The organism is Oceanobacillus sp. B139/18 (assembly GCF_055524595.1).
Genome location: NZ_JBVFXI010000001.1, coordinates 435,472 through 457,622 on the forward strand (window position 1 = coordinate 435,472; position 22,151 = coordinate 457,622).

22 protein-coding genes are annotated in these 22,151 nt (G+C 39.5%); 20 read left to right on the forward strand and 2 right to left on the reverse strand.

The genetic code is table 11. From position 1 onward, the window contains the following. Nucleotides 1-1,028 precede the first annotated feature (1,028 nt). The 11 genes from ACZSMY_RS02075 (at nt 1,029) to ACZSMY_RS02125 (ending at nt 9,820) form a co-directional block, all read left to right on the forward strand. The gene (locus ACZSMY_RS02075; RefSeq protein WP_256704831.1) at nt 1,029-1,544 is read left to right on the forward strand and encodes a YqeG family HAD IIIA-type phosphatase; all 516 of its coding nucleotides are present in this window, start codon (nt 1,029-1,031) and stop codon (nt 1,542-1,544) included. 3 nt (nt 1,545-1,547) lie between these two features. Continuing rightward, nucleotides 1,548-2,660 (forward strand): ribosome biogenesis GTPase YqeH, encoded by a 1,113-nt coding sequence (gene yqeH / locus ACZSMY_RS02080; protein ID WP_256704830.1) that lies wholly within the window; start codon nt 1,548-1,550, stop codon nt 2,658-2,660. A gap of 83 nt (nt 2,661-2,743) precedes the next feature. Continuing rightward, complete coding sequence (gene aroE / locus ACZSMY_RS02085) at nt 2,744-3,589, forward strand: shikimate dehydrogenase (protein WP_465147431.1); 846 nt, start codon at nt 2,744-2,746, stop codon at nt 3,587-3,589. Next, nucleotides 3,576-3,866, forward strand: a complete 291-nt coding sequence (gene yhbY, locus ACZSMY_RS02090; RefSeq protein ID WP_042534873.1) for a ribosome assembly RNA-binding protein YhbY — start codon at nt 3,576-3,578, stop codon at nt 3,864-3,866. The genes aroE and yhbY overlap by 14 nt, the downstream gene beginning before the upstream one ends. Nucleotides 3,867-3,967: 101 nt before the next feature. Beyond that, the gene (locus tag ACZSMY_RS02095) at nt 3,968-4,537 is read left to right on the forward strand and encodes a nicotinate-nucleotide adenylyltransferase (RefSeq protein ID WP_042534870.1); all 570 of its coding nucleotides are present in this window, start codon (nt 3,968-3,970) and stop codon (nt 4,535-4,537) included. After that, nucleotides 4,524-5,105 carry a bis(5'-nucleosyl)-tetraphosphatase (symmetrical) YqeK gene (yqeK, locus tag ACZSMY_RS02100; protein WP_256704829.1) on the forward strand — a complete coding sequence of 194 codons (582 nt, stop codon included), beginning with the start codon at nt 4,524-4,526 and terminating at the stop codon, nt 5,103-5,105. Before ACZSMY_RS02095 ends, yqeK begins: the two co-directional genes overlap by 14 nt. Beyond that, entirely contained in the window at nt 5,102-5,458 is a 357-nt protein-coding gene (gene rsfS / locus ACZSMY_RS02105) for a ribosome silencing factor (protein WP_042534866.1), read from the forward strand. Before yqeK ends, rsfS begins: the two co-directional genes overlap by 4 nt. Nucleotides 5,459-5,463: 5 nt before the next feature. Continuing rightward, on the forward strand, nt 5,464-6,210 hold the full coding sequence (locus ACZSMY_RS02110; protein ID WP_465147432.1) for a class I SAM-dependent DNA methyltransferase: 747 nt from the start codon (nt 5,464-5,466) through the stop codon (nt 6,208-6,210). 109 nt (nt 6,211-6,319) lie between these two features. Then, nucleotides 6,320-6,928, forward strand: a complete 609-nt coding sequence (locus ACZSMY_RS02115) for a helix-hairpin-helix domain-containing protein (RefSeq protein ID WP_042534862.1) — start codon at nt 6,320-6,322, stop codon at nt 6,926-6,928. Between the two features lie 25 nt (nt 6,929-6,953). Then, nucleotides 6,954-7,532 (forward strand): ComE operon protein 2, encoded by a 579-nt coding sequence (locus tag ACZSMY_RS02120; protein WP_042534861.1) that lies wholly within the window; start codon nt 6,954-6,956, stop codon nt 7,530-7,532. Then, nucleotides 7,529-9,820 carry a DNA internalization-related competence protein ComEC/Rec2 gene (locus ACZSMY_RS02125; protein ID WP_465147433.1) on the forward strand — a complete coding sequence of 764 codons (2,292 nt, stop codon included), beginning with the start codon at nt 7,529-7,531 and terminating at the stop codon, nt 9,818-9,820. Before ACZSMY_RS02120 ends, ACZSMY_RS02125 begins: the two co-directional genes overlap by 4 nt. Before the next feature lie 83 nt (nt 9,821-9,903). Here ACZSMY_RS02125 and ACZSMY_RS02130 read toward each other — a convergent pair whose 3' ends face one another. Continuing rightward, nucleotides 9,904-10,038 (reverse strand): YqzM family protein, encoded by a 135-nt coding sequence (locus ACZSMY_RS02130; protein ID WP_040980284.1) that lies wholly within the window; start codon nt 10,036-10,038, stop codon nt 9,904-9,906. A gap of 369 nt (nt 10,039-10,407) precedes the next feature. Here ACZSMY_RS02130 and holA point away from each other — a divergent pair, with 369 nt between their 5' ends. Beyond that, entirely contained in the window at nt 10,408-11,412 is a 1,005-nt protein-coding gene (holA, locus tag ACZSMY_RS02135) for a DNA polymerase III subunit delta (RefSeq protein ID WP_256704826.1), read from the forward strand. 74 nt (nt 11,413-11,486) lie between these two features. On the opposite strand, the gene rpsT is transcribed toward holA, so the two are convergent. Then, nucleotides 11,487-11,747 (reverse strand): 30S ribosomal protein S20, encoded by a 261-nt coding sequence (gene rpsT, locus ACZSMY_RS02140; RefSeq protein ID WP_042534858.1) that lies wholly within the window; start codon nt 11,745-11,747, stop codon nt 11,487-11,489. A 349-nt stretch (nt 11,748-12,096) separates the two neighbouring features. Between rpsT and gpr the strand changes: the two genes are divergently transcribed. The 8 genes from gpr to dnaK all read left to right on the forward strand — a co-directional run bounded on the left by gpr (nt 12,097) and on the right by dnaK (nt 21,974). Beyond that, nucleotides 12,097-13,194, forward strand: coding sequence for a GPR endopeptidase (gpr, locus tag ACZSMY_RS02145; protein ID WP_042534857.1), 1,098 nt, complete (start codon nt 12,097-12,099; stop codon nt 13,192-13,194). 123 nt (nt 13,195-13,317) lie between these two features. Next, nucleotides 13,318-14,502 (forward strand): stage II sporulation protein P, encoded by a 1,185-nt coding sequence (locus ACZSMY_RS02150; RefSeq protein ID WP_193064679.1) that lies wholly within the window; start codon nt 13,318-13,320, stop codon nt 14,500-14,502. A gap of 33 nt (nt 14,503-14,535) precedes the next feature. Next, on the forward strand, nt 14,536-14,841 hold the full coding sequence (locus tag ACZSMY_RS02155; RefSeq protein ID WP_042534855.1) for a hypothetical protein: 306 nt from the start codon (nt 14,536-14,538) through the stop codon (nt 14,839-14,841). Between the two features lie 124 nt (nt 14,842-14,965). Further along, nucleotides 14,966-16,774, forward strand: a complete 1,809-nt coding sequence (lepA, locus tag ACZSMY_RS02160; protein WP_042534854.1) for a translation elongation factor 4 — start codon at nt 14,966-14,968, stop codon at nt 16,772-16,774. Between the two features lie 382 nt (nt 16,775-17,156). After that, nucleotides 17,157-18,338 carry a radical SAM family heme chaperone HemW gene (hemW, locus tag ACZSMY_RS02165; protein ID WP_042534853.1) on the forward strand — a complete coding sequence of 394 codons (1,182 nt, stop codon included), beginning with the start codon at nt 17,157-17,159 and terminating at the stop codon, nt 18,336-18,338. 76 nt (nt 18,339-18,414) lie between these two features. Further along, nucleotides 18,415-19,446, forward strand: coding sequence for a heat-inducible transcriptional repressor HrcA (gene hrcA / locus ACZSMY_RS02170; protein ID WP_341173055.1), 1,032 nt, complete (start codon nt 18,415-18,417; stop codon nt 19,444-19,446). 83 nt (nt 19,447-19,529) lie between these two features. Continuing rightward, nucleotides 19,530-20,090: a nucleotide exchange factor GrpE gene (grpE, locus tag ACZSMY_RS02175; RefSeq protein ID WP_042534850.1), complete on the forward strand. Its 561-nt coding sequence runs from the start codon at nt 19,530-19,532 to the stop codon at nt 20,088-20,090. Between the two features lie 42 nt (nt 20,091-20,132). Further along, entirely contained in the window at nt 20,133-21,974 is a 1,842-nt protein-coding gene (gene dnaK, locus ACZSMY_RS02180) for a molecular chaperone DnaK (RefSeq protein ID WP_212929081.1), read from the forward strand. Nucleotides 21,975-22,151 lie beyond the last annotated feature (177 nt).

Sequence of the window (22,151 nt, forward strand, 5' to 3'; positions counted from 1 at the left end):
ATAAGAAGGTGGGTAACCCTTCTTACTGTTGTTATTAAAACATTTTTATGTTGATAAAGTTATCCACAAAATCGAAAAATATCAGAATTTGTCGAACGATTTTCTAGAGATAGATGCATTTTTAGGGAGCAGACTGCATAGTTTCCGATCAACAAAAGAAAAAATTGGAAATCGCTGTCGATTAGGCGAACCTTCCTAATGGAGGCAATAATTCTTTGAAACGCTAGTCAGTTGTAGTAGGATTAGGTATAATGTGATGTAGCATGAATACTCCCGCCATTTAATTTCATCTGAAATTTGAAGTGGGGGTTTCTGGGGTATCGACTTTATAAATGACGATTAAGCCCCAGTGGAGTTGACACATTGATGTGCTGAAAACATCCAACCTGCTATCCCATTGGTACTGCCTTTGGGATTACATTTCAGCCTGCTTGACGTTCACACGTTTGTAGCAGTGTAACTGGCTGTAAGATTCCTACTTCAAGAATGGTGAGAACTCAAAATTCTAAGTAGGAGATCCAACAGCCAGTATCGGCCCGATTCGTTCAACTAATATCCAGGGGGAAAGAACCCCTGAATAAAGTTTCACTTTATGTGCCTTGGCTGATATGTTTGGCATGAACACTTTATGTGGCAAAGCAACGATTCTCGCCACAACCTACTATGGTTTAGTTTTCAAAGAACATCTTTCAAAAATATTATACCATGCAAACTTATGTTCGTAAATGTGGAAAAAGACGATTCAGTTCCTACCTGCTTGGCTTCACTCTGTGCATTCCGACGTACAAATGTTTTCGATGGGACGAGTAATCGCAGTCCCAAATGTTTTCGATGGGACGAGTAATCGCAACCCCTGGACGTTGCGGCGTTAGCCTGCCTTGAGGTTGGGATTCATTTCGCCTAATGATGATAGAATTTCTTTATCTTGTATATGCGGATTAAGTTAAATAACAATGTTTGTATAAGTAAAGTACTATAGTATGCAAGGAACAAATATGTTAATTTATTGGAAATCTTGAGGTGTGTATATGTTTTCTAAATTTTTGCCGGATGAGCAAATTGATCAAATTTTTGACTTGAAACCAGAGAAATTAAAAGAAAAGGGAATCAAGGGGATTATCACGGATTTGGATAATACGCTTGTTGCATGGGATGTGAAAGATGCAACCCCTGATGTGATTACATGGTTTAAAACAATGGAAGAAAATGATATAAAAGTAACCATCATATCAAATAATAATCAAGAACGTGTCACCGTTTTTTCGGAGCCGCTTGGAACTCCCTTTGTATTTAGTGCCAGAAAACCTTTGAGCAGAGCTTTTAAGACTGTTGCAAAGCAAATGGATTTAAAAAAAGAAGAAATTTTAGTCGTCGGTGACCAGGTGATGACGGATGTCCTCGGAGGCAATATGGCCGGATTCTATACTGTACTGGTCATACCTGTAGTGCAGACAGACGGAAAAATAACAAAGATTAACCGTTTTATGGAAAGAATAATTTTAAAAAGAATTAAGAACAAGGATAAGCATTATAAGGAGGAATAAGGTTTGGAGCAACATATTTGTCAAGGGTGCGGAAGTATTATTCAGACAGAGCATCCGAATGAAGCAGGATATGCGCCAGTCAGTGCATTAGAGAAGGACGTTATTTTATGTAAAAGATGTTTTCGTTTGAAGCATTATAATGAAATTCAGGATGTGTCGATAACGGATGCAGACTTTTTGAAAATGGTCAGTTCCATACGTGATAGAAATGGATTGATAGTGCATATCATCGATGTATTTGATGTGGATGGTACGCTATTAAGTAATTTGCCAAGAATCACGGGGGACAACCCGATTATTTTAGTTGGCAATAAGCTGGATTTATTGCCAAAATCAACAAATGATAATAAGTTAAAACAGTGGCTGCGTCATGAAGCGAGCCAGCTGGGAATCAAAATAAAGGATGTTGTATTGATTTCTTCTGTAAAAGGAAAAGGAATAGATGAGCTGAAGGAAAAAATAGAAGCGCATCGGTCTGGCAAGGATGTATTTATTGTTGGTGTTACGAATGTCGGGAAATCAACATTTATCAACCGTTTGATTAAGGAGTCAACAGGAGAAGAGGAGGCCATTACGACGTCTTACTTCCCGGGAACAACATTAGGATTTATCGAAATACCATTAGATGAAGATTCGTTTTTAGTAGATACACCGGGAATAGTTAATAAACAGCAGATGGCACATTATGTTTCTGAAAAAGAATTAAAAATGATAACACCCAAAAAAGAAATTAAGGCCAGGGTTTATCAATTGCAGGAACAGCAGACCCTATACATTGGCGGCTTAGTAAGGATGGATTTTATTAAAGGAGAGAAACAATCGTTTGTATGTTACTTCTCGAATGACTTAACGATTCACCGTACAAAACTGGAGAATGCGGATGAATTATACGAGAAGCATGCCGGGGAGCTGTTGTCTCCACCGTATAAAGAACAGTTGGAGAACTTCCCGCCGCTTACGGCACACAGCTTTAAAATGGAAAAAGGAAAAGTAGATATTGTTTTTCCGGGATTAGGCTGGATCAGTGTGCAGGGCGAGGGGGCTACGGTAGCAGCCCACAGTCCCAAAGGGGTTTCCGTAACCACTAGAAAATCCCTTTTATCCGGCCAGCAGTAAGCAGGTAAACTTCTGAGAGAACACAAAAATAATATCGGATCCAACTATTTATCATAGAGAGAAGAGAGACAGGAGGCGTACCGTTGAGTTTAAAATTGAAATTAATCGGTTATCCCATCAAGCATTCCTTATCACCTTGGATTCAGACTTCCTTTTTAGAGCGTTCCGGTCTGGAAGGTTCTTATAGATTGCATGAAATAGCAAGTAAGGAAATTTTTGGTGAGGAAATGAAGAAGTTGAGAGAAGAAGAAGTGAATGGATTTAATATTACGGTTCCTTATAAGCAAACAATTATTCCTTATCTGGATAGAATTGATATTACTGCGGAACGCGTGGGGGCAGTCAATACCGTTTCTTTGGAAGGAAATGAATGGGTCGGGTATAATACGGACGGAATTGGCTATGTGCAGGCATTGCGCGATAAGTTTCCTGATATGGACAGGAATATAGATGTTCCTATTTTAATACTCGGTGCCGGCGGAGCTGCACGAGGTATTTTCCATGGACTGATTCAGGCAGGCTATACGAATTTGACGCTTGCCAACCGGACGAAGTCAAAATGTGAAGATATTATGAAAGGAACCAGTGCTTCTGTTATCACGCTGGCAGAGGCTGAGAAAAACATTGCAGCATATGATGTTATTATTCAAACCAGCTCTGTTGGGATGGAGGAAGCAAAGCAAATCGTAGACCTGTCTAATTTAAAAGCAGGCACGATTGTCAGTGATATTGTATATCAGCCGCTTGTGACACAGTTTTTAAAGCAGGCAGCGGAAAAAGGCGGCCGGATTCATTATGGATATACGATGCTGCTTTATCAAGCACAGAAGGCATTTGAAATCTGGACCAACAAAAATGTCGACGTCACTGGAATGGATGAAGAGATGATAACCAAGATAAAAGGGGATAAAGCAGATGTTAACCAATAAACAAAAGCAATTTTTACGAAGTGAATCGCACCATATTAAGCCTATTTTCCAGGTTGGGAAAGATGGGGTAAATGAAAATATGGTCACACAAATCAGCGAAGCATTAGAGAAGAGAGAATTGATAAAGGTCAGTATTCTTCAAAATTGTGTAGAGGATAAACATGTTGTTGCTGAACAGATTTCTGCCGGCACGGAAGCAGAAGTGGTACAAATCATCGGCAATACGATTATTTTGTATAAAGAGTCAACGGACCATAAAGAAATTAAATTACCATAAACAGAGGCTGTTCATAAAACCGCCAGCGGTCATAATGGGACGAGTAATCCAAATGACGCTTCATGTTTGAAAGCATATTAATAATTTCAGAAGGTGAGTCTTTGAAAAAGATTGGAATTTTAGGCGGAACATTTAATCCACCGCATATAGGACATTTGTGGATTGCTGAAGAAGTAAGAATCCGAAAGCAATTGGATGAGATATGGTTCATTCCGACGCGGACACCACCTCATAAAGATACCGTCGTTTTGGATGCATCCCATCGCTTGCGGATGCTTCATTTGGCAATCAAGGATAATCCTTATTTTCAAGTAAACGCGCTAGAGCTTGAAAGAGAAGGGAAATCATACACTTATGACACGATAAAGGAACTGACGGCGGACTTTCCTGAGGCTGATTTCAGCTTTATTATCGGCGGGGATATGGTAGACTATCTGCCAAAATGGAATCGGGTAGAGGAACTAGTTCATATGGTTCGTTTTATAGGTGTATCGAGACCGGGATATACATTAGATACGCCTTATCCTGTGGAACGCTTGGAGATACATCCTTTGGATATTTCCTCTACCTTTATCAGAAATCGATTAGAAAAAGGGGAGAGAGTTCGTTATTTGCTTCCTGATGGTGTGATGAATTATATTAAGGAGAATCAGATTTATGAATATAGATAACCTGAAGGCAGATTTGAAGGAAAGACTGACGAAAGGAAGATATGAGCATACGTTGAGAGTAACTGATACAGCAGCAGAGCTTGCTGTAAACTTTCATGAATCCGTAGAAAATGCTACTATCGCTGCCTTATTTCATGATTACTGTAAATGTGATTCCTTAGAGGAAATGAAGCAAACCATTAAAACGAGCAGCGAACTTCCGGATTTGCTTCTTTCATTTCATCATGAATTATGGCATGGACCAGTTGCATCGGTCCGGATAGAAGAAAATTATGCGATTACGAATCAAGAGATAAAAGATGCTATTTACTTCCATACAACGGGAAGAGCGGATATGACAAAGCTGGATAAAATTATCTTTATCGCTGACTATATTGAGCCGTTCAGAAATTTCCCCGGGGTAGAGGAAGTGAGAGAGACAGCTAAGACAGATTTAACAAAAGCATGTTACCAGGCAGCAAAGAATACGGTTCGTTTCTTGATGGAAAGGGACAACACTGTATATCCTGACAGCTTTCATGCTTATAACGACTTAAATCAACACATTTTTGGAGGAATAAAAAAATGAATAATAAAGAATTAATACAAGTAGTTGCAGAAGCCTGCGATGATAAAAGAGCAGAAAATATTGTTGCCTTAGATATGAACGAAGTATCTTTAGTCGCTGATTATTTCGTGATTTGCCACGGAAGCAATGAACGGCAGGTACAAGCAATTGCCCGGGCAATCAAAGAAACTGCAGAAGAAAATGGAAAAGACATTAAAAGAATGGAAGGCTTTGAAGAAGCGCGATGGGTTCTTGTTGATGTCGGTGATATCGTTTGTCATGTTTTCCATAAGGATGAAAGATATTATTATAATTTAGAAAAATTATGGGGCGATGCGGACCGTATTGCGCTGAATATTACGCAGGAAGGGTAAGGAAAATGGTGTATCGAAAAATGGCTGCGGTCTATAATCGGCTGATGGATAATGTCCCATATGATGATTGGGTGGTTATGATTCAGCAAATGATAGCTCAGACAGAAAGACCAGTGCAGTCAATTATTGATTTAGGCTGTGGTACCGGAGTCATTACCCGGAAATTAGCTGCCGGAGGATATACAATGACGGGGGTAGACCAGTCCGGGGACATGCTGCATGAAGCGCAAAAGGATCTAGAACCTGCAGGTGGTATCAGCTGGTTAGAAGCAGATATGACAAAGCTGGATGGTGTGGAGCAGCATTATGACATGGCAATCAGCTGCTGTGATGTAATAAATTATGTAACAGACCTTCAAGCTGTAGAGCAAGCTTTTAAGAATGTTTATCAGTTGTTAGAACCAGACGGGATATTTTTCTTTGATGTCCATTCCATGCACACTGTAGAGGATATCTATATCGGCCAGACATTTTCCGATGTAATGGAGGAGGCGGCTTATATCTGGGAGTGTATCCCGGGAGAGGAAAAAGGAGAAATGTACCACCATGTTACCTTTTTCCATCAAGAAGAAGAAGACCGCTTTATTCGTTTTCAAGAAGAACATCATCAACGGACATTTCCGATAGAAGTATATAAAAATATTTTAAAAAATATCGGTTTTAAGAAAATCCATATCTATGCTGATTTTTCATTAGAAGCAGATAATTGGGATGAACAATCAGAAAGGATTTTCTTTTTGGCTGAAAAATAAGCTGCAAAAGTGTATTTTAATATATTTTCTGAGGAAAAGGAGATTATCTTTCTTTGTCGAAATACTAAGTAAGAGGGTACTATTTTGACAAAGAAGGAGGTAATACCTTTTGTATTGGTTAAAGAAAAATAGTTATATTTTTATTGTGATTGCTGCTGTTATTATTTTTTTTATATTTATCAGCAAAGAAGAACCGTCCAGCCCGTTATCCGCCTCATTAATATCTTCAGATTTGGAAGAACCAACAGAAGCCCCGCTTACTGAGGAAACTCCGGCAGAACAACAAGCACGAACAGCAGTGGTCGATGTAAAAGGAGAAGTGATGCAGCCGGGAGTATATGAAATGGAACAAGGTGACCGGATCAGGGATATTATTGACCGAGCTGACGGGTTTACCGAAAATGCAGATATTCTACAAGTGAATTTAGCACAGGTTGTTCAGGATGAGATGGTTGTCTTGATACCTGCTGTCGGCCAAGAAGAACCTGCAGTGAATGCTCCTGCGGGGGAGCAGACAAATAACAATAAGATAAAAATAAATACGGCTTCCAGTGAGGAGCTGACCCAGCTTCCTGGTATCGGACCTGCTAAAGCGGAAGCGATTATTGCCCATCGTGATAATCATGGATTGTTTCAAACACCAGAGGATTTATTAGAGATTTCTGGTATTGGAGAAAAAACACTGGAGACGCTGATCGAGCATATCCAAGTGCCGTAGAAAATAAGGGAAAGAGGGGATCATCATGGAGAGAATTGCTTGGGATCAATATTTTATGGCGCAGAGTCATCTACTAGCTTTAAGAAGTACGTGTACCCGCTTAATGGTAGGCGCTACGATTGTCCGGGATAAACGTATTATTGCCGGAGGTTATAATGGAAGCGTTTCTGGGGATGTACATTGTATCGATGAGGGCTGCTACGTCATTGATGGACATTGTGTACGGACGGTTCACGCGGAAGCAAACGCACTGCTGCAATGTGCGAAATTCGGAGTGCCGACAGACGGCGCTGATGTATATGTTACCCATTTTCCCTGTCTGCAATGCACAAAACAGCTGATTCAAAGCGGTATTAAAAATTTATTTTATGCAGAAGATTACAAGAATCACCCTTATGCAGTCCAGTTATTTGAAGAGGCTGGCGTGCAGACACAAAAAGTACCGTTGGTTGATGCTGTAGTGGATACAAAGTTTGAAGAAAAGACTGCTTTTATACATGCGCTGATGGAAAAATTGGATGCATCCAATTTGACGCCGGATGAAACAGAGACAATAAAAGCCGATGCAGAGCGGCTGTTTTTTAATGAAGAGAGAAAGCAGTGAGGGGATATTGGCATTTTCCTGCAATTGCCGCCGTGTCAGCCATTTTATATCATTTATTGGATATGAAATGGCTGCTCCTTCTTTTTATACTCTGGCTCATTTGGCTCAAGCTTCTGAAAAAAATGAATGTCACCGTTTGGCTGGTTACAGTGTTCAGCTTTATCACCTTTCTATCTATTATTCCGATTATTCCCCAGACCGTCTATGAAGAAAGCTCGATAGATGCAGAAATTACCGGGAAAATCGAAGGAGAAGTAAAGCTTAGCTCCAAACAAATTCAATTCACCCTCCAACCTCTACAAAACTCCTCTAAACTTTTAGTTACGTATTTTCCTGAAAAGGATGAAGATTTTCGTGAAATTCCTCTTGAGCATGCTTTATTTCACGGCTCCACCTGCACCATTCAGCAAACAGTTGAAATTCCCCCTTCCAGTACAAATCCCGCACAATTTGATTTCCGTCAATTTTTACTGCAAAAACAAATTACCCATCAGGCTGTTTTAGAGGATTTTAATCAAATTAACTGTGCCGCTGAAAAAGGCATCCTTCCATTACTTTATAAGGTGAGGACAGAGCTGCTGAATGAAATGGAGGGTACTTGGAGTGATTATACTGCCCCGTGGATTAATGCTATCGTTTTTGGAGACACCTCAGCAATGGGAGAGCCTGTTACAGAGTTATTTCAGCGGTTTGGTCTCTCGCATATTATTGCTATCTCAGGCACCCATGTCACCTTGGTCATTGCTATTTTATATTTGATTTTAGTGAAAGGAAACCTGCTGACGAAAGAGAAAACACAGCTGTTTTTAATCCTGTTTCTTCCGCTTTACGCCATATTGGCTGGAGCGAATCCCCCTGTTCTCCGTGCTGCTTCAATGATGATTGGACTCCTTCTATTTCAAAAGTTTCGATGGAAACTGCCGTATTCCGATTTGCTGTGTATTATCTTTATGGTGTTTATTCTTTGGGATCCTTATATCATTTACCATATCGGATTTCAGTTTTCCTTCGCAGTAACCTTTTCCATACTTCTGTCTCAGGAATGGATCAGCAAGTCAAAATCACCTGTTTGGAAGATCTTTCAAGTGAGTTTTATTGCTCAAATGGCAATTCTTCCGCTCCAGATTTATTATTTCAATATCTTTCATCCGTTGTCTATTCTGATGAATCTGACAGTTATTCCTTATTTTACCTTCTTCGTCATCCCGCTTATGTACGTTTTTGCAGTTGTTCATTTTTTACCAGATAGTATGCTCGTCATATTGGATAAGCCTTTTACATTTATTCATGAAAGGGTTCTGGGAGCTATTGAATGGGTCGATAATACATTCGTTCCGCCTATGTATCTAGATCAGTTATCCATCTTCAGCGTCATGTTTTATTTTGCTTGTTTTTTCTTGTTTATGAAGTTTTTAGAGCGAAGACAGGAAAAAGCAGCTTGGATTGCAGGGGTTCTTTTAATCCTTCCAGTTTTAATGACGGCAGCCAAGCCGTATTTTCAGGAGGGAGGTATTGTGACCATGTTTGATATGGGGCAGGGGGATGCTATTTTAGTGGAAGCAGCAAGAAGAGAAGCAGTTGTTATGATCGATGCTGGCTCTGCTTTTCATTTTGAAGATATGGAACCGACCAGAGGAGTGTATAAAAATATTATTCGTGCTTATTTTCATCAGCGGGGGATTAAAGAACTGGATGCGATTATTGTTACACATGACGATGTCGATCACTTTGGGAGTGTCCGTTTTATTTTAGAAGAGGTAAGCGTAAAGGAATTAATGGTAAGCGCCTATTTTGATCCAGTGCTATTAGAAGAGTTCCAAGCAATTCAGCCATCATTAAATATAACGCAGATTGGATCAGGGGATGTACTGAACTTTCATGATGCTATTTCCTTTCAGGTATTGGCGCCGGATATAGATACGGGAAATTCAAATAACAATTCGATTGTTCTATATACAAATTTTGGCTTGAAATGGCTGTTTACTGGAGACATCAGCAAAAAGATTGAAGAAAAAATAATACATGATTATCCTGCACTGCAAATCGATATTTTAAAGGTGGCACACCATGGCAGTAAAACATCTACAGGAGAAGCATTTATAGAAGCGGTTCAGCCGCGTTTCGCTTTAATTTCAGCCGGGAGAAATAACCGTTATAATCATCCAAATGAAGAAGTATTGGACATATTAGAAAATAATGGAATTCAAGCGTACCGCACGGATGAGGATGGGGCGATTCAATTTTATTACACGGCGGAAGGAGGAACCTTTTCAACCTTTTTACCATAAAATAAAAATAAAAGAATAAACCTTACCGGACAACAAAAAAAGAAGAGATAGCATCCCTTCTTTTTGACCCTCTATCTCTTTTATTATTGACCAATTACGCTGATGGTAACGCCCACCGCAAAAATGATAAAGAAAAAGAGAAATGAAAAGGTAAATCCTTTAATGGAGTCTACAACATCGCTGCCTTTGTACTGCGGATCTTTTTCGAATTCGTTCAAGATATACCCCTCCTCTGCTCACTATTATAGTATAAATCATCCACATAAAAAAATCTACATTCTTTACATGATTCCTTCTTCTATATGGTAACAGCCAATTTTAGCAACAGTTGACATCTATAGTTTTTGCACAGAAGCGCAAATTATATATAAGCAAATATCGTTCTTAAAATTTGTTTCTAGAGCTTATTTTAAGGCGTTTAATATAGATGCTTCATAAAGGAAGGATGCAAAAGTCTTGCGGTTCTTCCTTTATTTTTTTGTTGCGTTTATGTCTGCTTCCTTATAGGATAAAAAGAGACGAGTTTATGCATGGAACATTCACATGCTCAGTATCGAAATAATGTCTAGATGGGAAGCGTAATATGCATGATGGACCAACTAAAAAAAATAAAAACTAATCAGATTCATCCGGTTTACTTTGCTTTTGGAACAGAATCCTTTTTTCTGGAACAATTAAAAGACCGGTTAGTAAAAACAGTTTTAGACGGAGATAAGACTAATTTATCCCTTTATGATTTAGAAGAAACCTCCATACAGGAAGTATTAGCAGATGCAGAAACATTTCCATTTTTCGGTGAACGCAAATTAATATTTGCCGCCAATGCTTCTTTTGTGAAAACAAAACCCGATAAAACACCGTTTGAACATGATTTAACGTATTTACAGGAGTATCTGCAAAATCCGCCTGAGTATTCGGTGTTATTGGTTATAGCGCCTTATGAAAAATTAGATGAGCGTAAAAAAGTAACAAAACAATTAAAGAAACTGGCGTCCCCCGTGGATTGTCAACAAGTAAAAGAAAAAGATGCAAGAAATTGGATTCAAAGTCTGATGAAGTCATATGAGATAGAAATTGAACAAGAGGCGATGGAAATATTGGAAGCAGAGGTCTCTAATAATATCCAGCTCCTGCAAAGCGAGATGGAAAAGCTGGCTCTTTATGTTGGAGAAAATGGGGTTGTTACAAAAGATATTGCACAGCAGTTAGTGTCACATACCCCGACCACTACGTCTATCGCACTTGTCGATGCAGTTATGAAAGGAAGTATTCAGGAAGCAATTCAAATTTATCAGGATTTAGAGAAAATGAACGAGGATCCAATTGCGATGATTGGACTGCTTGCTTACCAATTTCGTATGATTTTAAGAGTGAAGCAGCTGAAAAAGAAGGGGTATTCTCAATTTCAAATTCAGAAGCATATTGGCGCACATCCATATGTTATTAAAGTAGCAATGGCCAGAGAAGCTAAACTGCCCGAAGAGCGTCTGTCTTACATCCTTTGCCAGCTTGCAGAAACGGATGCCAAAATGAAGCAGGGACTGATGGAAAAAGGGCTGGCATTTGAATTACTGTTGATGGATTTAGTATAGTGAGCTGCGTTTCAAAAACATAATAAAAGGTGAAGTATTTACGGCAATTGTCCGTACTTACTTCACCTTTTTTTTTATGATGCGTTAACTTTTTTTGCTAAACGAGATTTTTGACGGCTAGCAGCGTTTTTGTGGATAATTCCTTTTTGAGCCGCTTTATCAATTTGCTTGTTCGCAGATTGGAATGCTGCTTTTGCATTTTCCACATCGTTTGCTTCTACAAATTTTTCTACACGTTTAATCTCCGTACGCATTGCAGAAAGCTGGGAAACGTTATTAGCGCGTTTCTTTTGGTTAACTTCTACACGTTTGATTGCAGATTTAATATTTGCCATGTTTATTCACCTCCTAAAAAGTATACGATTTTAAAAAACATGTTTTAGAGGTTGTTCAAGCTGAATTGCTTCTGAACATGCCCTTTTGTATGCTTTCATCAATTGTCTATATTCACAGTACGACAAGAGTATTTTACCAAAGCTACCTAATCTTTTCAATAGAATTGTTGCTTAATCAATAAATTGGTATGAATTTATTCCAGGCGTGCATGCTAAGAATGTTTGAAAACAGGAGTTTATCCGGTGAAATTTCCATCTAAAAATAAAGTGTAGAAGGAAAGCTTTATTTTTAGATAATGGAATTTTATTTTATCAGAATAAAGCATATTGAACAAAGGGGTGCGGTGTAATGAAAAATAGAGAGGATCATTTTCAAGTAAGAACAGACTTAGCTGTAGAAGCAAAGGATATGTATACGGAAAAGCAAGACAATAAACAGAAGGAAGTTGCGGGTGTCACATTTAAAGAAAGCACGATAAAGGATATAAATATTTCCTATGTGACGATTGATGAGGCAGGCGCTGAACAAATTGGGAAGAAGCCGGGGAACTATGTCACCATTCATACTGACGGTGTCAAAAAGCAAGATACAGAGAAACAGCATCAAGCAGCGAAGATTTTAGCAAAAGAGCTGGAGGAATTAATGAGAAAGCAAGACTTGCCTGATCAGGCCTCTTGTCTGATTGTGGGGTTAGGTAATTGGAATGTAACACCGGATGCTTTGGGTCCGATGACGGTAGAGAAAGTGCTGGTAACCAGTCATTTATTTCGTCTTCAGCCGGAATCTGTGGCAGAAGGATATAGCGAAGTAGCTGCGATTACACCGGGTGTGATGGGAGTGACAGGTATAGAAACCAGCGATGTGATTTTTGGGATTATCGAAAAATACCAGCCTGATTTCGTTATTGCCATTGACGCGCTAGCATCGAGATCTATCAGCAGAGTGAATGAAACCATTCAATTATCGGATACAGGTATACATCCAGGTTCAGGGGTTGGCAATAAACGAAAAGAAATAAGCCGTCAGACACTCGGTATACCTGTGATTGCTATTGGCGTGCCAACGGTGGTGGATGCAGTTACTATTACAAGCGATACCATTGATTACTTATTGAAACACTTCGGTAGAGAATGGAATGAAAGAGATGATCCATCTAAATCCTTAACTCCTGCTGGTATGAATTTCGGCTCGAAGCAGTTAACAGATGAGGACTTGCCTGATAAAGCACAGCGGGAAAAGCTGTTCGGCATTGTTGGCGGCCTGTCGGAAGAAGAAAAAAGACAGCTGATAATGGAAGTATTAACGCCGATTGGTCATAATTTAATGGTTACGCCTAAAGAGGTAGACGGCTTTATGATTGATATGGCTGAAGTGATAGCAAATGGGCTGAACGCTGCATTACATGAGACAGTAACGATTGATAATTTTTCAAGCTATTCCAGGTAGCCGTATGAAGCTTTAACATCCTCTATCAAGTCTATTTTTTCTTTTTACACGGTTCTACTTTCTCTAGTTTACTCATAGGTTGGACTATAGAGTTATTAGAGAAAGGTGGCATCGTGTATTTTTATGAAAAAAAATAACTGGAGCAAAATGGTACAAACCTTTTCTCGACGAAGCGGGCTTTATATTATATTTTTTGTCAGTATATTTCTTTTAATAAGTATATTAACGGCAGTCCAGCCTGCCTATCGATTTTCATCAGATACGTTATCGAATTGGACGAAGGAAATGGACAGTGCGATTTTTTATCATTTGATTACAATGGAAAATCGTGCTTATAAGCAGAGTTTTCCGGAAGGGGAAGCAGAAATACCTCAATTATCTGGTGTGTTTCTTGAGCTTACGTCTAATGTGAAACCAACAGATCCCAGGAGCTTTTTTGGTAATGAAATTCCAGGTTTTTCGATATTTGACAATCAATTATTAATGGCAAGTGAAAATGATTTTACTCATTTTCCGATTGAGTCCAATCCGCCTTTAGAGGAAGTATTAAGGGAAAGGGAAGCGGTGCTGACAGGTGAAGATGAGGAGGAGACAGGAGATGCAGAAGAAACGGAGGAAGAAACAGAGGAAACGGAAAGCGAGCAAACAACTGGAGACAGAGATGTTGTGTTTATTTATAATACCCACAACAGAGAGTCGTTTTTACCGCATTTGCCAGATGAAACAGACCCCAATAGCGCCATGCATGGGGAGATTAATATCACAAATGTCAGTGATCGTTTAGCAGAAGGTCTTAAAAGGAAAGGAATTGGCACACAAGTAGATAATACAGATTTCGGGGAGCTCCTGAATGAAAGAGGCATGGGATATCATCAATCCTACGAAGTCTCTCGGGATATTGTTGCGGAAGCAGTGGCCGGCAATCAGGAGATTCAATACATGTTTGACCTTCATAGAGACGCCCTTCGCAGAGACAAGACGACACAAACGATTGAAGGCGAAGATTATGCAAAGATTTTATTTGTTATCGGCACCGGGCATCCGGATTATGAAAGGAATCTGAAAGTAGCAACAGAGCTGCATGGATTGATGGAAGAAGAATATCCGGGTTTAAGCCGGGGAGTGTTCCAAAAGGACGGATCAAGCGGGAATGGCGTTTACAATCAGGATATGGCAGAAAATGCATTGTTGATTGAATTTGGCGGTGTAGATAACACGATGGATGAGCTGTATCGTTCTGCTGATGCCTTAGCGGAAGTATTCAGCGACTATTATTGGGATGCCGAAGCCGTTCAGTCTGATGAATAAGTATGTGAATATTCTTATGTAAGGAGCGATTTGATGCGAAATATTATTATATTATTATTGCTCGTCATCTTTTTTCTGAGCGGACTCGTATTTGGAATGCAGAAGAATGAGCCGGCTGAACAAACGGTATCCTCCGACACTCCTGCAGTTGAAGTAATAGAGGATGAAGCGCAAGATAGAGAGGAACAGGAAGAGATTATTGTTGCAGAAACAGATGTACTTGAAGGTGGAAATTATTCGTTGACCAACCGTACAGCAGCTACTATGGGAGGCATCGTCAAACAATTATTTGAAGTAATTGTATCCATCATGTATGGAATAGGAGAGTTGTTTTTTTAATCAACACCTAAGTTAATCATTGAATCTCAAGGCGTCAATTGCTATAATCAATGCTAGTAATTGACGCCTTTTGTTAAGGGAAGAAAAATAGGGGCTACAGGAAAAACTTAGGAGTGTGCGTGAAATGACGAATAAAAAAAGAAAGGTCAGAAACTTTTCGATTATTGCCCATATCGATCATGGGAAGTCTACATTAGCTGATCGTATTCTTGAAAATACAGAAACCGTGACAAAACGTGAAATGAAAGACCAGCTGCTGGACGGAATGGATTTAGAGCGTGAACGCGGAATAACCATTAAACTGAATGCAGTACAATTAAAATATACAAACCAGGCTGGCGAAGAATTTATTTTTCATTTAATCGATACGCCAGGCCATGTTGATTTTACTTATGAGGTATCCAGAAGCTTGGCAGCCTGTGAAGGAGCGATTCTTGTCGTAGACGCAGCACAGGGGATTGAAGCGCAGACCTTGGCAAACGTTTATTTAGCGATGGAAAATGATTTAGAAATCATTCCGGTAATTAATAAAATTGATTTGCCGAGTGCTGATACGGAAAAAGTGAAAAAAGAGCTGGAAGATGTGTTAGGGATCGACGGCGATGAAGCAATTCTAGCTTCTGCCAAAGCAAATATAGGGATTGAGGAAATTCTGGAGCGTATAGCAGAGGTTGTTCCAGAGCCCCCTGGAGAGGCTGAGGACCCGTTAAAAGCGTTAATCTTTGACTCGCTTTATGATACTTACCGCGGGGTTATCGCTTATGTTTGTGTGAAGGAAGGCTCTGTGAAAGTCGGAGACAAAATTAAGATGATGGCTACCGGAAAAGAATTTGAAGTGAATGAAGTCGGGGTATTTACACCGAAGCAGCTTGCCAAAAAAGAGTTGACGGTCGGGGATGTTGGTTATTTAACTGCATCGATTAAAAATGTCGGTGATTCAAGGGTCGGAGATACGATTACGTTGGCTGATCGACCAGCGGATACAGCGCTGCCTGGTTACCGCCGTCTGAATCCAATGGTATTCTGCGGACTATATCCGGTAGATTCTAATGATTACAATGATTTAAGAGAAGCGTTAGAACGTTTAGAACTGAATGATTCTTCCCTGCAATACGAAGCAGAGACTTCCCAGGCGCTTGGTTTCGGCTACCGCTGCGGATTCCTGGGACTGCTCCACATGGAAATTGTCCAAGAGCGTATTGAAAGAGAATTTGGTATCAGTTTAATTACGACTGCTCCAAGTGTTATTTTTGAAGTTGAGCTGACGAATGGTGATGTATTTTCGGTTGATAACCCTTCTGAAATGCCAGATCCACAAGTAATTGAGGAAGTACGTGAGCCATACGTAGAAGCTACAATTATGGTTCCGAACGATTACGTCGGAGCAGTGATGGAAATTGCCCAAAAGAAACGCGGGAATTTTGTAGATATGCAATATTTAGATGATATTCGTGTAAATGTAGTCTATCATATTCCGCTTTCGGAGATTGTATATGACTTCTTTGACCAGTTAAAATCACAGACAAAGGGATATGCTTCATTTGATTATGAGCTGATCGGCTACCAGCCTTCCCGCCTTGTGAAAATGGATATATTGCTTAATGGCGATTCAATTGATGCGTTATCGCTTGTTGTCCACCGTGACTTTGCGTATGAACGCGGAAAGCAGATTGTTGAAAAGCTGAAGACACTAATTCCAAGACAGCAATTTGAAGTGCCGATTCAAGCAGCAATCGGTAACAAAATTGTAGCCCGTTCTAATATCAAAGCGGTACGTAAGGATGTAACAGCAAAGCTTTACGGCGGAGATATTTCCCGAAAAAGAAAGCTTCTTGAAAAGCAAAAAGAAGGTAAAAAGCGTATGAAGATGGTAGGTTCTGTAGAAGTTCCTCAGGAAGCGTTTATGGCAGTCCTGAAGATGGATGAGGATTAACTGCTGAAATAATCTATTGTCGCTATTAATTAATCCCGTTACCGTGTTTTCTGCCGGTTGCGGGATTTTTTAAAGAATAAGAATGCTTATAAAAATAGCTGTAAATAGCCGCTGCGGAAAAATACTACGCTTTCCATGGGCCCCGATCCGAGCTCATCTCCTTTAAAGAAGACTTGCTGATTGGCAAGAATATCGTGTTTTAATGACTAAGCGATGTTCTTGCCTTTGAATTAGGAGGTCACAGGCCGATTTTTCGTTTACATTGCGAGAGGACATAAAGTATTATAAAATAACTTCAGAAATAACAACTGGTGTTTCTGAAGAGGAAAACAAGAAAGAGTTATCTTATCTGTTTTTTTAACAAAGGAAGGAAGTTCAATCGATGCAAGTTCAGTCAGTATATATTCATATTCCTTTTTGCAAGCAGATCTGCCATTACTGTAATTTTGTAAAATACTTTTACATGGAGACGAAGGCAGATGCCTTTATAGATGCTTTAATAAAAGAAATAGACACAGCTATCCCAGGAAGGAAAAATGTCTTTCGGACGATTTATATGGGCGGAGGAACACCAACTGCTTTGTCGATGGAGCAATTGCAGAAGCTTTTTCAGTTTTTAAATGAAAAGTTTGACCTCTCCTCCTGCGAAGAATTTACAATCGAAATCAATCCGGGGGATATTGATACGGATAAAGCAAAATTACTTCACGGTTATGGTGTAAATCGAATTTCTTTTGGAGTTCAGGTAATGGATGATGAGATGCTTGAAAAAATCGGGCGCATGCATCGAGTGAAGGATGTTTATACAACAGTTGATATTCTTACACAGTCAAATTTCTCTAATATTAGCCTGGATTTAATTTATGCTCTCCCGGATCAAACCGTTGCCCACTTTGAAAAAACTTTAAAGGAAGCACTGCAATTCGGTCTGCCGCATTATTCAACCTATGCGCTGCAAATTGAACCGAAGACCGTGTTTTATCATAAACGGAGAAAAGGAGCCCTGCACCAGCCTCCAGAGGATGATGAAGTAGAAATGTATCAGCTGCTTCAGGAAAATATGAAAAAGCAGGGCGTCTATCAATATGAAATAAGTAATTTTGCCAAGCCGGGGTTTGAGAGTAAGCATAATTTAACCTATTGGAATAATGATTATTATTTTGGTTTCGGAGCAGGGGCTCATGGTTATTTACCGGGAAAGCGGACGGCAAATTATAAACCGCTGGGGACTTATATGAAGGAAATTAGCCGCAGCGGATCAGCAGTCGAACATTTTGAGGAAATAACCCTGCAGGATCAGATTGAAGAAGAATTATTTCTGCAGCTCCGAAAAGCAGAAGGGATTAATACAGAAGCATTCAGGGAAAGATATGGACTATCGCTGGATAAATTATATCAGGAAGAGTTACTTCAGTTAACAAACGATAAATTAGTAACTTACCATGATGGAAGCTATGTATTGACAAATAGAGGAATGCTTCTCGGGGACAGGGTTTTTCAGCAATTTTTATTATTGGAGAACTTTGAACAAAAAATAAAGGAAGTAAAAAGCCAAACGGTTTGACAAAAGAAATTGAATTTGATAATTTTATTATAGATTTAGCACTCAAAAGATGAGAGTGCTAACAGAGGTGATCATCATGTTAACAGATAGGCAACTTATGATATTGCAGGTGATTATTGATGATTTTATAGAATCTGCTAAACCGGTCGGCTCCAGGGCATTATCTAAAAAAGATACCCTGCCGTACAGTGCCGCAACCATTCGAAACGAGATGGCGGATTTAGAAGAATCGGGGTTTTTAGAAAAGACGCATACATCTTCTGGACGCGTGCCTTCAGAAAAAGGATATCGTTATTATGTTGATCATTTAATTGGTCCTGAAATCCATCAGCATGGACTGGGTATCATTGAAAGATTAACAAATAACGGGATATATGAGTTTGAACAGATTGTGCAGACGGCAGCAGAAGCCCTTTCTAAACTGACCAATTATACGTCTATCATTCTTGGACCGGAAATGTTTGAAGCAACCGTAAAGCAGATTCAGGTATTAGCACTATCCGATCAATCAGCAGTAGCGATTTTGGTAACAAACACAGGGCATGTAGAGCACCGTTCCTTTACATTGCCAAAAGGAGTTTCATCATCTGATATCGAAAAGCTCGTCAATATTTTAAATGACCGTCTTCAGGGCGTTCCGCTTTATCGAATTCCCGAGGTGATTCAAAATGAAGTAGCTTCCTTGATGATGAAATATATGAATGGAGTTGATTCTTCTATCAATTGGATTCGCACGCTCTTCACGCAAGAGCAGGCAGTTAAGCTTTATTTTGGCGGGAAAGCCAATATTTTAATGCAGCCGGAATTTAATGATGTGGATCGAATTCGTTCGTTTTACTCCCTGATGGAGCGTGAGGATGAAATTGTAAATCTCTTGAAAAACTCCAATCAAGGTATTAAAGTTTCTATTGGCCATGAAAATGAAGTGGAAGAGATTAAAGACTTGAGTTTAATTACTGCTTCTTATCACATTGGCGGCGGCCAGATGGGTACCATTGCACTGCTTGGTCCTACGAGAATGGAATATAAAAAAGTATTATCCTTAATGGAAAGCATTTCAAAGGAAATGACTGGTGCAATGGGGAAATGGTATAGTGATAAATCATAAGGAAAACAAGGATTTTAGTTTTCTAACTATATCTTCTATGGTATAGTTTTTAATTGGAAATTAGAAAAGAGGTGCCTGAGTAGATGTCAGAGAATGAAAAAAAAGAAGAAGCAATGCAAGAAGAACAGGAAATTGTAGAAGAGACAGCTGAAGAAGCAGGTACAGATGCAGAAACTGCAGAAGAAAATGATGCGTCAGAAGCTCAAATAGAAGCACTGAAAAATGAAAAAGAAGAACTGGAAGGCCGCATGCTTCGTTTGCAGGCAGAGTTTGATAATTATAAACGACGTACATTAAAAGAGCGCGAAGCAGATCGTAAATACAAAGCACAGGATATGGTTCAGGAATTGCTTCCTGTGATGGATAATTTCGAACGCGCGCTGCAAGTAGAAGTATCTGAAGAAAATAAGAGCATCCTGGAAGGAATTGATATGGTGTATCGTCAATTAAAGGATGTATTTACGTCACAGGGTGTTTCAGTTATTGAAACAGAAGGTGCTGACTTTGACCCGAATGTGCATCATGCAGTAATGCAGATTGAAGATGATTCTGTAGAAGCAAATAAAGTAGTGGAAGAGCTGCAAAAAGGCTATCTCTTAAAAGATCGGGTTATCCGCCCTGCAATGGTAAAAGTAAATAAATAATTAAAAAAAGTGTCGCAGAAGTATTGAAGGAGGAAATAAAGAATGAGTAAAATTATCGGAATCGACTTAGGAACAACAAACTCATGCGTATCAGTGATGGAGGGTGGCGAAGCAGTCGTTATCCCTAACCCGGAAGGAAACCGTACAACACCATCTGTTGTATCCTTTAAAAATGGAGAAAGACAAGTTGGGGAGGTTGCAAAACGTCAAGCAATTACCAACCCGGATACAGTTCAATCTATCAAACGTCATATCGGTACTGACTATAAAGTAACGATTGGCGATAAAGACTATACACCGCAAGAAATTTCAGCGATTATTCTGCAGCATATTAAATCCTATGCAGAAGATTATATTGGCGAAAGTGTAGATAAAGCAGTAATTACGGTTCCTGCTTACTTTAATGACGCAGAACGTCAAGCAACAAAAGATGCTGGTAAAATTGCTGGTCTTGAAGTAGAACGTATTATCAACGAACCAACAGCTGCAGCGCTTGCCTATGGTATTGATAAAGATGATCAAGATCAAACGATTCTTGTATATGACCTTGGCGGCGGTACCTTTGATGTATCTATCCTTGACATTGGCGATGGCACATTCGAAGTTGTTGCAACAGCCGGAGACAATCGTCTTGGCGGAGATGACTTTGATGAAGTCATTATCAAGCATATGGTAGAAGAATTCAGAAAAGAAAATGGCATTGATCTTTCTAAAGATAAAATGGCTGTACAGCGCTTGAAAGATGCTGCAGAGAAAGCGAAGAAGGATTTATCTGGTGTTGCACAGACACAAATTTCTCTGCCATTTATTACAGCAGGTGAAGCTGGTCCATTACACTTAGAAATGACATTATCACGTGCGAAATTCGATGAGTTATCATCTGATTTAGTAGAACGTACAATGAAACCGACTCGCCGTGCGCTTTCTGATGCAGGCTTGTCGAACAAGGATATTCATAAAGTTATCTTAGTCGGCGGTTCTACACGTATTCCAGCTGTACAGGAAGCAATCAAGAAAGAATTAGGTCAAGATCCTTCTAAAGGCGTAAACCCGGATGAAGTTGTAGCACTTGGTGCAGCAATCCAAGGCGGTGTCCTTCAAGGAGACGTGAAAGACGTATTATTACTTGACGTAACACCACTTTCTTTAGGTATTGAAACAATGGGCGCTGTGTTTACAAAACTGATTGAACGTAATACAACTATTCCGACAAGTGCATCTCAAACATTCTCTACAGCAGCAGATAACCAAACTGCAGTAGATATCCATGTACTTCAAGGTGAGCGTGAAATGGCGGCAGATAACAAAACGCTTGGCCGTTTCCAATTAACAGATATCCCGCCTGCACCGCGCGGAATGCCTCAAATCGAAGTATCCTTTGATATTGATGCGAATGGTATTGTTAATGTTAGAGCGAAAGATTTAGGTACAAATAAAGAACAATCAATTACGATCAAGTCTTCTTCCGGTTTATCTGATGATGAAGTAGATCGCATGGTCAAAGAAGCAGAAGAAAACGCGGATGCGGATAAAGCACGCCGTGAAGAAGTAGAGCTTCGCAACCAGGCAGATCAGCTTGTATTCACAACAGATAAAACATTGAAAGATTTAGGCGATAAGGTTTCTGATGAAGATAAACAACAGGCAGAAGCTGCAAGAGATGAATTGAAAGAAGCTTTAGAGTCTAATGACCAAGAACAAATTAAAGCGAAAAAAGAAGCTTTGGAAGAAAAAGTACAGCAGCTTTCTGCTAAGCTTTATGAGCAGGTACAACAAGAAGCTCAAGAAGCACAAGGAGCAGAAAATGCAGAAGGTCAGCAAGGTGACGATGTTGTTGATGCAGATTATACAGAAGTCGATGATGACGATAAAGAAAATAAATAATGAATAACTGCTGAATAAAAGTCAAAGTCAGGATTCTCTTGGCTTTGGCTTTTTTACAGACAGGATAGAAGCAAGATAGTGCTTACAGGTAAATTAGTTTGAAGCTGATATTCATTGTTGCCATAGACAAATGAATGATGATATGATTAAACTTATGCAATCAGAGTATCGGGAGTG

Bases quoted from the DNA above. Each gene is read 5' to 3' on its own strand.
- ACZSMY_RS02075 (WP_256704831.1), top strand. From the start codon at position 1,029: ATGTTTTCTAAATTTTTGCCGGATGAGCAAATTGATCAAATTTTTGAC.
- yhbY (WP_042534873.1), top strand. From the start codon at position 3,576: ATGTTAACCAATAAACAAAAGCAATTTTTACGAAGTGAATCGCACCAT.
- yqeK (WP_256704829.1), top strand. From the start codon at position 4,524: ATGAATATAGATAACCTGAAGGCAGATTTGAAGGAAAGACTGACGAAA.
- rsfS (WP_042534866.1), top strand. From the start codon at position 5,102: ATGAATAATAAAGAATTAATACAAGTAGTTGCAGAAGCCTGCGATGAT.
- ACZSMY_RS02110 (WP_465147432.1), top strand. From the start codon at position 5,464: ATGGTGTATCGAAAAATGGCTGCGGTCTATAATCGGCTGATGGATAAT.
- ACZSMY_RS02120 (WP_042534861.1), top strand. From the start codon at position 6,954: ATGGAGAGAATTGCTTGGGATCAATATTTTATGGCGCAGAGTCATCTA.
- holA (WP_256704826.1), top strand. From the start codon at position 10,408: ATGATGGACCAACTAAAAAAAATAAAAACTAATCAGATTCATCCGGTT.
- rpsT (WP_042534858.1), bottom strand. From the start codon at position 11,747: ATGGCAAATATTAAATCTGCAATCAAACGTGTAGAAGTTAACCAAAAG.
- gpr (WP_042534857.1), top strand. From the start codon at position 12,097: ATGAAAAATAGAGAGGATCATTTTCAAGTAAGAACAGACTTAGCTGTA.
- ACZSMY_RS02150 (WP_193064679.1), top strand. From the start codon at position 13,318: ATGAAAAAAAATAACTGGAGCAAAATGGTACAAACCTTTTCTCGACGA.
- ACZSMY_RS02155 (WP_042534855.1), top strand. From the start codon at position 14,536: ATGCGAAATATTATTATATTATTATTGCTCGTCATCTTTTTTCTGAGC.
- lepA (WP_042534854.1), top strand. From the start codon at position 14,966: ATGACGAATAAAAAAAGAAAGGTCAGAAACTTTTCGATTATTGCCCAT.
- hemW (WP_042534853.1), top strand. From the start codon at position 17,157: ATGCAAGTTCAGTCAGTATATATTCATATTCCTTTTTGCAAGCAGATC.
- hrcA (WP_341173055.1), top strand. From the start codon at position 18,415: ATGTTAACAGATAGGCAACTTATGATATTGCAGGTGATTATTGATGAT.
- grpE (WP_042534850.1), top strand. From the start codon at position 19,530: ATGTCAGAGAATGAAAAAAAAGAAGAAGCAATGCAAGAAGAACAGGAA.
- dnaK (WP_212929081.1), top strand. From the start codon at position 20,133: ATGAGTAAAATTATCGGAATCGACTTAGGAACAACAAACTCATGCGTA.